Source organism: Amycolatopsis sp. VS8301801F10, assembly GCF_046195355.1.
Taxonomy (GTDB): Bacteria; Actinomycetota; Actinomycetes; order Mycobacteriales; family Pseudonocardiaceae; genus Amycolatopsis.
Genome location: NZ_CP176065.1, coordinates 6,741,117 through 6,754,682, shown reverse-complemented (window position 1 = coordinate 6,754,682; position 13,566 = coordinate 6,741,117). Strand labels below are relative to the sequence as shown.

The window sequence follows — 13,566 nt, the reverse complement described above, 5'->3', positions numbered from 1 at the left end:
CGTGGTGGGGGAAAGCGCCAGGCGCGGGCGGGCTCAGCCCTTGAGCCCGCCCGCGGTGAGCCCGGAAAGGATCTGCCGCTGGAACACCAGGAACAGCGCCACCATCGGCAGGCTGGCCAGGACCATCCCGGCGGTCAGCACGTTGAGCGGCATGTCGATGGCCACCCGCTGCAGCATCACCGAAAGCGTCTGCTTGCCGGTGTCCGGGAACACCAGCAGCGGCCAGATGAAGTCCTTCCACGCGGTGACCACCGCGAGGATCGACACCACGGCCAGGATCGGCCGCGAAATCGGCAGCACGATCCGCCACAGCGTGCGCACCGGACCGGCGCCGTCGAGCCGGGCGGCCTCGATCAGCTCGTCCGGGATCCGGTCGAAAAACCGCTTCAGCACATAGACGTTGAACGCGTTCGCGGCGGCGGGCAGCCAGATCGCGGCGGGGGAGTCGATCAGGTTGAGGTGCAGCAGCGGCAGATCGCTGATCGTGACGTAGGTCGGCACCAGCAGCGCGGCCGCGGGCAGCATCAGGGTGGCGAGCATGAGCCCGAGAACGGCGTTGCCGAACTTCGGCCGCAGCTTCGACAGCGCGAAGGCGGCGGGGACGTCGATCGCCATCTGCGCCAGCCACGCCCCGCCCGCGACGACCAGGGTGTTGAGGAAGTACTTGCCGAGGTTCAGCTGGTCCCAGGCCTCGGCGAAGGTCTCCGGATGCCACTCGTGCGGGACGAGCGTGGCCGGCGTCTGCGCCAGTTCCTGCGGCGTCTTCATCGCCCCGGTCACCGCCCAGTACAGCGGGAACAGGAAGGCGAGCACGAACACCAGGAGCGTGCAGGCGAAAACGACGCCGTAGACGACCTTGCCGCGGCGGCTGCGCAGCGCGCCGGGCGAGACGAGAGTCCTCATGCCTGGTCCGCCTTCCTGGTCAGCCGGACGTACAGCGCGGAGAACACGCCGAGCGCCAGGAACAGCAGCAGGCTCATCGCGCTCGCCGAGCCGAAGTCGTTGTAGACGAAGGCGTAGCGGTAGAGCAGCAGGAGCACGGTCACCGTCGAATCGTCCGGGCCGCCGCCGGTCATCACGTACGGTTCGGTGAACACCTGCATGGTCGCGACGATCTGCAGCAGCAGGAGCATCAGCAGGACGAACCGGGTCTGCGGGAACGTCACGTGCCGCAGCCGCTTCCACATCCCGGCCCCGTCGAGTTCGGCGGCCTCGTACAGCTCGCCGGGGATCGTGCCGAGCGCGGCCAGGTAGATCAGCGTGGTGCTGCCCATGTTCGCCCACGTCGAGACGAACACCAGCGACAGCATCGCGGTGCCGCTCGAGTCCAGCCATTGCGGACCGGACACGCCCAGCGCGCCGAGCGCGGAGTTGAACAGGCCGGAACCCGGGTCGTAGAACCATTTCCACATCAGCGCGGCGACCACCGGCGGCAGCATCACCGGCAGGTACACCGCGAGCCGGAAGAACGCCCGGGCGTGGCGCATCTCGTTGAGCAGCACCGCGGTCAGGAACGGCACCGCGAACCCGAAGACCAGCGCGAGACCGGTGAACAGCAGCGTGTTCCGCCAGGCGACGCCGAAGAGCGGGTCCGCGAACAGCCGGGCGAAGTTGTCGAGGCCGACCCAGGCGGGCGGGTTGACGAAATCGACCTGCTGGAAGCTGAGCAGCACCCCGCGCACGATCGGATACCAGGAGAACATCGCGAACACCACGAGCGCGGCGCAGAGCAGGCCGTACGCGGTGAGATTCTCCTTGAGCTTGCGGCGCAGCCGGGCCCGGCGGCGGGCGGCGGGGGAGACGGCCGGCCGCCTGGCCGGCGACGAGGACGTCGCGGGCCAGGCGAGGAGGCTACTTGACCTGGGCGAGGACACTGGTGACCTTGGCCGCGGCGGACGAGAGCTGCTGGTCGACGTTCGCGTTCCGATCGGTGAGCACCGCCTGCATCACGCTGTCCAGGATCGCGTACACCTGCTGCGCGTTCGGAGGTTCGACGCTGCCCTTGATCTTGCTCGTGGAGTCCACATAGGACTGGTAGTTCTGCGCGGGGACGTTGGCGTACTTGGCTTTCAGCTCGAGCTGCTTGTCGCGCACCGCGCCCTGCCAGACGTCGGGCGTCGGCTCGGCGGGCAGGCCGACCGGCTGCTTGCCGTCGACGTACTGCTTGATGTGCTTCTCGAAGCGGTCCGGGTTGAGATATTTCCACTGGATCCACTCGAGGCCCGCCTTGATCTTCTCCGGCGACGCCTTCGGGTTGATCATGTAGCCCTCGCCGCCGAGCAGCGTGCCCTTGCCCTCGGGCATTCCGGCGATGCCGTAGTCCTCGTACTTGCCGTTGAACTGCTTGACGAGCACCGGCACGTTGTCCGGGGCGGCCATGTACATGCCGAGCTGGCCCGCGCCCATCATCCGCTGCACGTCCTGGGCCTCCAGCAATTGCTTGCTGCCCATGGAATCGTCGGTCCAGCGCAGGTCGTGCAGGGTGTTCAGCGCGGCCCTGCCCTTTTCGTTGTCGAAATCGGCGACCCATTTGCCGCCGTCCTTGCGCGCGACGGAGCCGCCCATCGACGCGAGCCAGCCGGTGAGGTGCCAGCCGCCCTGGTTGTTCTTGCTGTAGTCGGCGTACCCGACGATTCCGTTGCCCAGCGCGGAAATCTTCTTCGCCGCCGCGCGCACCTCGTCCCACGTCTTCGGCGGCTTGTCCGGGTCGAGCCCGGCCTTCTGGAACAGCGGGCGGCTGTAGAGCAGGCCCATCGTGTAATTCATCGTCGGCAGGCCGTAGAGCTTGCCGTCCGGGCCGCGGAAATTGTCGAGCAGTTCCGGTTTGAGGTCGTTGACGTGCGGGACCTTCTTGACCGCTTCGGTGATGTCCGCGGCCTGGTGCCGGGCGATGATCTGGGCGGGGTCGGTGAAATAGACGTAGTAGACGTCTTCGAGCTGCCCGCCCGCCAGCTTCGCGCCGAACGTCTTCGGGTCCATGAACCCTTCGTGCGGTTCGATCTTGACGTTCGGGTGCGTCGCCTCGAATTCCTTGACGTCGGCGTCGAAAACGCCGCGTTCGAACGGCTGGCTCGTCGGCGGCTGGCCGGTGACGGTGATCGTGACCTTGCCCCCGGCGGAGCTTCCCGGATCGCCTCCGCTCCCGCAGGCGGCGGTTCCCAGGACCAGGCCCGTCGCGGCGAGCAAGGCGAACGTCCGGCGGGAAACGGAGGGGGACCAGGGTCTGCTCATCTCAAGCCTCATCTCGCGGGGGAGCACAGCAGGTGATGGCGGTCACCCTAGAGCCGGGCACCACGTCCGCGCAAGAACTTGAGGAAAAGCTGAAATTTATGGACAGCAGGACAACTCGGGGTTCAGCCGGTCCTGCGGGCCGTCGAGCCGCGCACCACCAGCTCCGGCGCGAACAGCAGCTCCTCCACCGCGACCTCGCCGCCGTTGATGCGCTTGACCAGCAGTTCGACCACCGCCCGGCCCATCGCCTCGATCGGCTGGCGGGTGGTCGTCAGCGGCGGGTCGGTGCAGTTCATCAGCGCCGAATCGTCGTAGCCGACCACCGAAATGTCGCCCGGCACGGACAAGCCCTGCCGCCGGGCCGCGCGGATCGCCCCCAGCGCCAGCGGGTCGCTCGCGCACAACACCGCCGTGGCCCCGCGCGGGTACAGCCGCGCCGCCGCCGCGTGCCCGCCCTCGATGGAGAACATCCCGTGCTCCACCAGCTCGTCCAGCACCGGAAGCCCGAGTTTCGCGGCGTGCGTCCGGAACGCCTCGAGCTTCCGCCGCGACGGGACGTGGTCGCTCGGCCCCAGCACCAGGCCGATCTTCTCGTGGCCGAGCGAACTCAGGTGCCCGACCGCCTGCTCGACGGCGACCGCGTCGTCGCACGAGACCTGCGGCAGGCCGAGGTGGCCGACCGCGGCGTTGATCAGCACCGTCGGCAGCCGCCGCTCCACGAGGTGGTGGTAGTGCGAGTGGACGGCGTCGGCCTGCGCGTACATCCCGCCGGCGAACACCACGCCGGACACCTGCTGCTGCAGCAGCATCTCGACGTACTCCGCCTCCGACACCCCGCCCGCGGTCCGCGTGCAGAGCACCGGCGTGAACCCCTGCTGGGCCAGCGCGTTGCCCATGACCTCGGCCAACGCCGGGAAAATCGGGTTCTGCAGCTCCGGCAGCACCAGCCCGACGAGCCGGGCCCGCTCGCCGCGCAGCTGCGTCGGCCGCTCGTAGCCCAGCACGTCCAGCGCGGTGAGCACGGCGGCCCGGGTGCTCGCGGACACCCCGGCCTTGCCGTTGAGCACCCGGCTGACCGTGGCTTCGCTGACCCCGACCTGGCGGGCGACTTCGGCAAGACGACGTGTCATGAGTGAAAGTTACCGCAAACCAGCGCAAGTTTCCGACAGCGGGCGGACTTCGCTTGCTCTCGCGACGAAACCGCTGGTGAAAGGCTGGGTGCATCGACCAGCGGCGTTGACTTCCCGGCGGCAGTGGGCTGTAATTCTTGAACGAATCAGTGAAAATACCTGACTGGATCCCGGGCATTCGCGGCAAAGCGTCCTGCCCCAGCCTCAACGAAGAGGTGCCATGCCGACCGCTCCGCGCTGTTCTCGTGCGCCCCCGGACCCGTTCCCGCCGGTCCGCTCCCTGGTCCCCGCCGTCCCGTGCCACGCGGGGCGCCCTTGTTCGAGTCGTCTCCCTCCTCCCTGGATCAGAGGAAACCCATGAGAACGAAGCGACTGCTCGCGCGCGCCGCGATCGCCGCCCTGTCCCTGCTCCTGACCGCCCCCGCCTGGCCCGCGAACGGCGCGCCCGCCCCCGCCGCCAAGGCCGCCGTCCAGCCCGCCGCCCAAGCCGCCACCGCGACGTACACCGCCAGCAGCCAGCTCCCCGGCTATCCCGTGTCCACTGTGGGCGACGGCAACCAGGCCACCTACTGGGAAAGCGCGAACAACCAGTTCCCGCAATGGATCCAGGCCGATCTGGGCGCCGCGACGAACGTCGCCCAGCTCGTGCTCAAACTGCCCGCGAACTGGGAAGCCCGCACCGAGACCTTCGCCGTGCAGGGCAGCGCGAACGGCGCGAGCTTCAGCGACCTCGTGCCGTCCGCGGGCTACCGGTTCGACCCGGCGACCGGCAATACGGTCACCGTGAACGTCACCGGCAACACCCGCTACGTCCGGCTGAACATCACCGCCAACACCGGCTGGCCCGCCGCGCAGCTGTCGGAGTTCGAGGTGCACGGCCCGGCGGGCGGCGACACGCAACCGCCGTCCGCGCCCGGCAACCTCGCCTACACCGAGCCGGCGAGCGGCCAGATCCGGCTGACCTGGTCGGCGTCCACCGACAACACCGGCGTCACCGGCTACGACGTGTACGCCAACGGCCAGCTCCGCGGCAGCGTCGCGGGAAATGTGCTGACCTACACCGACAATCAGCCAGCCAGCGCGAGCGTCGCGTACTACGTGCGCGCTCGCGACGCGGCAGGCAACCAGTCGGCGAACAGCAACACGGTGACCCGCAACGGCACTCAAAGCGGCACGAATCTCGCGCTGCGCAAGCCGATCACGGCGTCGTCGACCCAGCAGACCTACGTCGCGGCCAACGCCAACGACGACTCGGTGACCACGTATTGGGAGGGCAGCGGGGCGTATCCGAACCTGCTGACCGTGGCGCTCGGCTCGCACGCGGACCTGGACCGGGTCGTCGTGAAGCTCAACCCGGACCCGGCGTGGAGCGCGCGCACGCAGACGATCGCCGTCGAGGGCCGCGATCAGGGCGCGACCGATTTCGCCACGCTGGCACCCGCGCAGACGTACAGTTTCGACCCCGCTAGCGGCAACACCGTGACCATCCCGGTCAGCGGCCGGGCCAGCGACGTCCGCCTGCGGTTCACCGCCAACTCCGGCGCGGGCGGCGGCCAGGCCGCGGAATTCCAGGTCTTCGGCGTGCCCGCGCCGAACCCGGATCTGACGGTCTCGGCCGTGTCGTGGTCGCCGCAGAAACCGGTGGAGACGGACGCGATCACCGCGTCGGCGACCGTCCGCAACGCCGGAACGGCCGCCTCCGGCGCGACCGACGTAAACCTGTACCTGGGCAAGACGAAGGTCGGCACGGCGGCTGTCGGCGCGCTCGCGGCCGGAGCGTCCACGACGGTGTCGGCGAGCATCGGTACCCGGGACGCGGGCAGCTACGACGTGACCGCGAAGGTCGACGAGGCCAACACCGTCGTGGAACAGAACGAGGACAACAACTCCTACACCAGCGCGACGCCGCTGGTGGTCAGCCCGGTGCAGAGTTCTGACCTCGTCGCAGCCACCGCCTGGTCGCCGAACAACCCGGCGGCGGGCAACACGGTGACCTTCACCGCGACCCTGCGCAACCAAGGCACGGTCGCCTCGGCGGACGGCGAGCACGGCGTCACGGTGACGGTCGCCGACCAGAACGGGACGGTCGTCAAGACGCTGAGCGGGTCCTCCGCCGGGATCATCGCGCCTGGTGCCACCGCGTCGGTGCCGCTCGGAACCTGGACGGCAGCGAACGGGCGGTACACGGTGAAAACTGTCGTCGCGAACGATGCCAACGAGCTGCCTGCCAAGCAGGGCAACAACACCAGCACGCAATCGCTGTTCGTGGGCCGCGGCGCCAACATGCCGTACGACATGTACGAAGCCGAAGACGGCGTCGTCGCGGGCGGTGCGTCGGTGATCGGTCCAAACCGGACGATCGGCGACCTCGCCGGCGAAGCGTCGGGCCGCAAAGCCGTGACGTTGAACGCGACCGGCTCCTCGGTCGAGTTCACCACCCGCGCGGCGACCAACACGCTCGTCACCCGGTTCTCGATGCCGGACGCCGCGGGCGGCGGCGGACAGAACTCGACGCTGAACGTGTACGTCGACGGCACGTTCCTCAAGGCCATCGACCTGACCTCGCACTACGCGTGGCTCTACGGCGCCGAAGCGTCGCCGCAGAACTCGCCGGGCGCCGGACCGGCGCGCCACATCTACGACGAGGCCAGCACGCTGCTCGGCACGACGGTGCCCGCCGGGCACAAGATCAAACTGCAGAAGGACGCGGCGAACAGCTCGAACTACGCGATCGACTTCGTGAACTTCGAGCTGGCCGCCGCGACCGCGAACCCGGACCCGGCGCACTACGCGGTCCCGGCCGGGTTCAGCCAGCAGGACGTCCAGGCCGCGCTGGACAAGGTCCGCCAGGACCCGAACCTCACCGGGGTCTACCTCCCGGCCGGGCAGTACGCGATGACCAGCAAGGCCACCGTGTACGGCAAGCCGGTCACCGTGCTCGGCGCCGGACCGTGGTTCACCAGGTTCACCGCGCCGGCCGGGCAGGAGGACACCGACATCGGGTTCGACGCGCAGGCCAGCGCGAGCGGGTCGACCTTCAGCGGGTTCGCCGTGTTCGGGAACTACACCTCCCGCATCGACGGCCCCGGCAAGGTCTTCAACTTCACCGGCGTCACGAACATGACCATCGACAACATCTGGGTGGAGCACCAGATGTGCCTGCTCTGGGCGACCAATGTGGACAACTCGACGGTGAAGAACTCCCGCATCCGCGACACGTTCGCCGACGGCGTCAACTTCACCAACGGCAGCACCGGCAACCACGTCACCAACAACGAAGCCCGCTCCACCGGCGACGACAGCTTCGCGTTGTTCGCCGCCACGGACCTCAACCAGGGCAACCAGTACGACAACGTGTTCGAGAACCTGACCGTGCTGCTCCCGTGGCGCGCGGCGGGCCTCGCGGTGTACGGCGGGTACAACAACACCTTCCGGAACCTCTACATCGCGGACACGTTGACGTACTCCGGGATCACGCTCAGCTCGCTCGACTTCGGCTATCCGTTCCTCGGGTTCGGGCCGCAGCCGACGACCGTCCAGAACGCGACGCTGGCCCGCACCGGCGGCCATTTCTGGGGCAAGCAGACGTTCCCGGCGATCTGGATGTTCTCCGCGTCCAAGGAGTTCCGCGGCATCCGGGTGTCCGATGTGGACATCCAGAGCCCGACCTACAGCGGCATCATGTTCCAGACCAAATACGACGGCAGCCAGCCGGAGAACCCGGTCCAGGACACGGTGCTGACGAACGTGTCGATCAGCGGGGCGCACCGCAGCGGCGACGAGTTCGACGCCAAGTCCGGGTTCGGGATCTGGGCCAACGAGCTGCCGGAGCCCGGCCAGGGCCCGGCGGTCGGGTCGGCGACGTTCACCGGGCTGACGCTGAGCGACAACGACCAGGACATCCGGAACACGACGACCACGTTCACGATCAACCGCAGCTGAGCACCCGGGCGCCCGCCGGGACCCTCCCGGCGGGCGCCCGTTCCTTCCCCTTCCCCGCAGAGAAGAGAAGACGCCATGACACGGATGCGCTTGTCCCGTCTCGTCGCCGGTTTCCTCGCCGCCGGGCTGTTCGCGGCCGGCCTCGCCCACGCCGCCGCGGCCGGCGGCCCGTCACCAGGTCCAGCGATCGCCGAGGTGCCGTTGGCTCGCACGGTATCGGCCAGCAGCGTCCAGCCCGGCTATCCCGTCGCCAACGCGTTCGACGGCAATCAGGACACCTACTGGGAATCGGCCAACAACGCGTTCCCGCAATGGATCCAGGCCGACCTCGGCTCGGCCAAGCCGCTTTCGCGGATCGTGCTGAAACTGCCTGCTGCCTGGGAATCCCGCACGCAGACGCTCTCCGTGCGCGGCAGCACCGACGGCACGACGTTCACCGACCTGGTCCGCTCGACCGGGTACCTGTTCACCTCCGGCGCGGTGACCATCCCGGTGACCGGGTCCGCGCGTTACGTGCGGCTGGACGTCACCGCGAACACGGGTTGGCCCGCCGCGCAGCTCTCGGAGTTCGAGCTGTACGGGCCGGACACCGGCGACACGCAAGCCCCGACCGCGCCCGCGAACGTCGCGCTGACCGAGCCCGCCGCCGGGCAGGTCAAACTGACCTGGTCGCCGTCGACGGACGACGTCGGCGTCACCGGATACACCGTCTATCGGGACGGCGCACCCGTCGCCACGGTCACCGGCACCACCTTCACCGAGAACCGCCCGGCGGGCACGCGGATCGAGTACTTCGTGCGCGCCAAGGACGCGGCCGGGAACGAGTCCGCGGACAGCAACCACGTCGTCCGGGCCGGGACGCAGACCGGCCAGAACCTCGCGGCGGGCAAGCCGATCGAGGCGTCCTCGACGGTCGGCGCGTTCGCGGCGGCCAACGCGAACGACACCAACACAGGTACTTATTGGGAGTCTTCCGCAGGCTACCCGAACACCCTGACAGTAAAGCTCGGCGCCGACGCCGACCTCTCCTCGGTCGTCGTGAAGCTCAACCCGGACCCGATCTGGAGCGCGCGGACGCAGAACTTCGAGATCCTCGGCCGAGCGCAGGGCGGCACGGAATTCACCTCGCTGTCCGCGCGAGCCGACTACCGCTTCGACCCGGCCGCCAATCAGAACACCGTGACGATCCCGGTCTCCGGCCGTGCCGCGGACGTGCGGCTGCGGTTCTTCGCCAACTCCGGCGCGCCAGGCGGCCAAGCGGCCGAGTTCCAGGTGTTCGGAACGGCCGCGCCGAACCCCGACCTGGTCGTCACCGGCACCGAATGGACTCCGGCGAACCCGACCGAAGTCAGCGACCTGGCCGTCTCGGCGACCGTGCGCAACGCGGGCTCCGCTCCGGCGGCCGCGACGACGGTCAATGTCAGCCTCGGCGGCACTGTCGTCGGTTCCGCCCCGGTCGCCGCACTCGCCGCCGGAGCCTCCACCACGGTGACCGTGCAAGCAGGCAAGCGACCGCAGGGCAGCTACCGCGTGGCCGCGACCGTCGACCCGGCCAACACCGTGGTCGAGCAGGACGACACCAACAACACGTTCACTTCGCCGGCCCAGCTGGTGATCGCGCAGGCCCCGGGTCCGGACCTCGAAGTCACCGGCATCACGTCGAACCCGCCGAACCCGGCCGTCGGCGCGCCGGTGTCGTTCACCGTCGCCGTGCACAACCGCGGCACGAGCGGCGCGGGCGCCTCGGTGACCCGGCTGTCCGCCGGCGGAACCACGCTGAACGCCGACACCCCCGCCATCGCCGCCGGAACCACGGCGAACGTCGCGATGCCGGGCACGTGGCCGGCGGCGAACGCGACCCTCACCGCGACGGCCGACGCGACCGACGTGGTCGAGGAGACCAACGAAGCCAACAACGCACTCTCACGGGCGATAGTGGTCGGCCGCGGCGCAGCGGTTCCGTACGTCGAGTACGAAGCGGAAGCCGCGCAGTACCAAGGCCAGCTGCTGGAGACCGATCCGCTGCGCACCTTCGGGCACACGAACTTCGCCACCGAGTCGTCCGGCCGGAAGTCCGTGCGGCTGGCGAACCAGGGCCAGTACGTGGAATTCACGTCGACGAACCAGGCGAACTCGATCGTGGTCCGCAACTCCATCCCGGACGCCCCCGGCGGCGGGGGACAGGACGCGACGATCAGCCTGTACGTCAACGGCGCCTTCGCGCAGAAACTGAACCTGTCGTCCAAGCACAGCTGGCTCTACGGGACCACCGACGATCCCGAAGGCCTGACCAACACCCCGGGCGCCGACGCGCGGCGGCTCTTCGACGAATCGCACGCGTTGCTGACGCAGTCCTACCCGCCGGGCACGAAGTTCAAGCTGCAGCGCGACAGCGGCGACAGCGCGGCGTACTACGTCATCGACCTGATCGACCTGGAACAAGTCGCGCCGGCCTTGCCGAAACCGGCCGAATGCACGTCGATCACCGACTACGGCGCCGTGCCCGACGACGGGATCGACGACTCCGAGGCGATCCAGCGCGCGGTGACCGACGACCAGAACGGCGTGATCAGCTGCGTCTGGATCCCGCCGGGCCAGTGGCGGCAGGAACGCAAGATCCTCACCGACGACCCGAACGTGCCCAACGGCGGCGGCCAGTACAACCAGGTCGGCATCTCGAACGCGGCGATCCGCGGCGCCGGGATGTGGTACTCGCAGCTGTACTCGCTGATCCAGCCGCAGGACGCGGGCGGCATCAACCATCCGCACGAGGGCAACTTCGGCTTCGACATCGACAAGAACGTGCAGATCTCCGACCTCGCCATCTTCGGTTCCGGCCGGATCCGCGGCGGCGACGGCGGCGCGGAAGGCGGCGTCGGGCTCAACGGCCGGTTCGGCACCGGCACGAAGATCTCGAACGTGTGGATCGAGCACGCCAACGTCGGCGTGTGGGTCGGCCGGGACTACAGCAACATCCCGGCGCTGTGGGGCCCGGCCGACGGCCTCGAGTTCAGCGGCATGCGGATCCGCGACACCTACGCCGACGGCATCAACTTCACCAACGGCACCCGGAACTCGCGGGTGGTCGACTCGTCGTTCCGGACCACCGGCGACGACTCGCTCGCGGTGTGGGCGAACCAGTACGTGAAGGACCCGGCGGTCGACATCGCGCACGACAACGTGTTCCGCAACAACACGGTGCAGCTGCCGTGGCGAGCCAACGGGATCGCCGTCTACGGCGGGTACGGGAACAAGATCGAGAACAACCTGGTCTCCGACACGATGAACTACCCGGGCATCATGCTGGCGACCGACCACGACCCGCTGCCGTTCTCCGGGCAGACGCTGATCGCCGGCAACGCGCTGTACCGCTGCGGCGGCGTGTTCTGGGGCGAACAGCAGAAGTTCGGCGCGATCACGTTCTTCGCGCAGGGCAAGGACATCCCCGGCGTCACGCTGCGGGACACGGAAATCCGCGATTCGACCTACGACGGGATCCAGTTCAAGACCGGCGGCGGCGCGATGCCGGACGTGAAGATCAGCAACGTGAAGATCGACAAGTCGAACAACGGCGCGGGCATTCTCGCGATGAGCGGCGCGCGCGGAAGCGCGACGCTGTCGAACGTGACGATCACGAACTCGTCGGCGGGCGACATCGTCCGCGAGCCGGGATCGCAGTTCGTCATCACCGGCGGTCCGGTCCCGGCGGCGGCCGCCCGGCGCGAGACGCGATAGGGGGAGAACGGTCCGGTGCCGGGACTCCGTTCCGGCACCGGACCGTCACCATGAGTGATTGTCGTCCGGTGTTTCCGGCGGGAGGCCGGCAGCGTGTCGAAATCCCGCACCCAGGTTCGTACCTCGGGGTGAGCAGCCACCCGAAACGAAGGAGACCCGGCCATGACCGGCGAACTCAACGAGGAATTCACCGCGACCCTGCGCAAGAGCCCGGCCAAGGGCGGCCACACCTACCTGGTCTGGCCCGGGTCGGCGGAGTTCTTCGGCACCCGCGGCCTGGCGAAAGTCCGCGGCACCGTCGACGGCGAACCGTTCCGCGGCTCGTTCATGGCGCTCGGCGACGGCACCCACAAACTCCCGGTCAACGCCTCCCTGCGGAAGGCGATCGGCAAGGAGGCCGGGGACTCGGTCACCGTCGTCCTGCTGGAGCGGCTCGCCGGCGGCCGCCGGGAATGAACGCGGATAGTTGAACGTTTGACGACGTGTGAAGAACATTGGCTTCCTCTCGTTCGGCCACTGGTCGCCGAGCGCGCACTCCGAGACCCGCTCGGCCGCCGACTTCCTGCACCAGTCGATCGACCTCGCGGTCGCGGCCGAGGAGCTGGGCGTCGACGGCGCGTACTTCCGCGTGCACCACTTCGCGCGGCAGGCGGGCAGCCCGTTCCCGCTGCTCGCGGCGATCGGCGCGCGGACGTCGAAGATCGAGATCGGCACCGGCGTGATCGACATGCGCTACGAGAACCCGCTGTACATGGTCGAGGACGCCGGAGCCGCCGACCTCATCTCGCGGGGCAGGCTCCAGCTCGGCGTCAGCCGGGGGTCCCCGGAGCAGGTGATCGACGGCTGGCGGTACTTCGGCTACGCCCCGGCCGAGGGCGAAACCGATGCGGACATGGCCCGCGACCGCGTCGAGGTCTTCCTCAAGCTTCTCGAGGGCGAGGGCTTCGCGCAGCCGAACCCGCGCCCGATGTTCCCCAACCCGCCGGGCCTGCTCCGGCTGGAACCGCATTCCGAGGGCCTGCGCGACCGCATCTGGTGGGGCTCGGGCTCGAACGCGACGGCCGTCTGGGCGGCGAAGCTGGGCATGAACCTGCAGAGCTCCACGCTCAAGGACGACGAAACGGGCGAACCGCTGCACGTCCAGCAACGCAAGCAGATCGAGGCCTACCGCGAGGCGTGGAAGGAAGCCGGCCACGAACGCGAGCCGAGGGTGTCGGTCAGCCGCAGCATCTTCGCGCTGACCAACGACCTGGACCGCGCCTACTTCGGCCGCGACCGCAACTCGCGCGACCAGATCGGCATGATCGACGAGAACACCAGGGCGATCTTCGGCCGCTCGTACGCCGCCGAGCCGGACGAACTGGTCCGCGAGCTGAAAGAGGACGAAGCGGTGCAGGCCGCGGACACCTTGCTGCTGACCGTGCCGAACCAGCTGGGCGTCGACTACAACGTCCACGTGCTGGAGAGCATCCTGACGCACGTGGCCCCGGAACTGGGCTGGCGCTGACCGCACGAGGGCGAGGGGACC

At 69.0% G+C, this 13,566-nt stretch carries 8 protein-coding genes; 4 read left to right on the top strand and 4 right to left on the bottom strand.

Annotation, left to right across the window (positions count from 1 at the left end):
• Nucleotides 1-33: 33 nt before the first annotated feature.
• The 4 genes from F9C11_RS31165 to F9C11_RS31150 form a co-directional block, all read right to left on the bottom strand.
• Entirely contained in the window at nucleotides 34-903 is an 870-nt protein-coding gene (locus F9C11_RS31165; RefSeq protein ID WP_409180927.1) for a carbohydrate ABC transporter permease, read from the bottom strand.
• Nucleotides 900-1,874 (bottom strand): carbohydrate ABC transporter permease, encoded by a 975-nt coding sequence (locus F9C11_RS31160; protein ID WP_409180926.1) that lies wholly within the window; start codon nucleotides 1,872-1,874, stop codon nucleotides 900-902. Before F9C11_RS31160 ends, F9C11_RS31165 begins: the two co-directional genes overlap by 4 nt.
• A complete protein-coding gene (locus F9C11_RS31155) occupies nucleotides 1,852-3,231 on the bottom strand; it encodes an ABC transporter substrate-binding protein (RefSeq protein ID WP_409180925.1) in 1,380 nt (459 codons plus the stop codon). The genes F9C11_RS31160 and F9C11_RS31155 overlap by 23 nt, the downstream gene beginning before the upstream one ends.
• A 122-nt stretch (nucleotides 3,232-3,353) precedes the next feature.
• Nucleotides 3,354-4,361, bottom strand: a complete 1,008-nt coding sequence (locus tag F9C11_RS31150; protein WP_409180924.1) for a LacI family DNA-binding transcriptional regulator — start codon at nucleotides 4,359-4,361, stop codon at nucleotides 3,354-3,356.
• Nucleotides 4,362-4,718: 357 nt separating this feature from the next.
• Here F9C11_RS31150 and F9C11_RS31145 point away from each other — a divergent pair, with 357 nt between their 5' ends.
• From F9C11_RS31145 to F9C11_RS31130, 4 genes are all read left to right on the top strand, one after another.
• Nucleotides 4,719-8,303, top strand: coding sequence for a CARDB domain-containing protein (locus F9C11_RS31145; RefSeq protein WP_409180923.1), 3,585 nt, complete (start codon nucleotides 4,719-4,721; stop codon nucleotides 8,301-8,303).
• Between the two features lie 75 nt (nucleotides 8,304-8,378).
• Nucleotides 8,379-12,038, top strand: coding sequence for a CARDB domain-containing protein (locus tag F9C11_RS31140; RefSeq protein ID WP_409180922.1), 3,660 nt, complete (start codon nucleotides 8,379-8,381; stop codon nucleotides 12,036-12,038).
• 162 nt (nucleotides 12,039-12,200) lie between these two features.
• On the top strand, nucleotides 12,201-12,494 hold the full coding sequence (locus F9C11_RS31135) for a DUF1905 domain-containing protein (protein WP_409180921.1): 294 nt from the start codon (nucleotides 12,201-12,203) through the stop codon (nucleotides 12,492-12,494).
• Between the two features lie 28 nt (nucleotides 12,495-12,522).
• The gene (locus F9C11_RS31130) at nucleotides 12,523-13,545 is read left to right on the top strand and encodes an LLM class flavin-dependent oxidoreductase (protein WP_409180920.1); all 1,023 of its coding nucleotides are present in this window, start codon (nucleotides 12,523-12,525) and stop codon (nucleotides 13,543-13,545) included.
• Nucleotides 13,546-13,566: the final 21 nt, after the last annotated feature.

Coding starts and splice junctions, on each gene's coding strand:
- F9C11_RS31150 (WP_409180924.1), bottom strand. CDS start 4,361: ATGACACGTCGTCTTGCCGAAGTCGCCCGCCAGGTCGGGGTCAGCGAA.
- F9C11_RS31140 (WP_409180922.1), top strand. CDS start 8,379: ATGACACGGATGCGCTTGTCCCGTCTCGTCGCCGGTTTCCTCGCCGCC.
- F9C11_RS31145 (WP_409180923.1), top strand. CDS start 4,719: ATGAGAACGAAGCGACTGCTCGCGCGCGCCGCGATCGCCGCCCTGTCC.
- F9C11_RS31135 (WP_409180921.1), top strand. CDS start 12,201: ATGACCGGCGAACTCAACGAGGAATTCACCGCGACCCTGCGCAAGAGC.
- F9C11_RS31165 (WP_409180927.1), bottom strand. CDS start 903: ATGAGGACTCTCGTCTCGCCCGGCGCGCTGCGCAGCCGCCGCGGCAAG.
- F9C11_RS31155 (WP_409180925.1), bottom strand. CDS start 3,231: ATGAGCAGACCCTGGTCCCCCTCCGTTTCCCGCCGGACGTTCGCCTTG.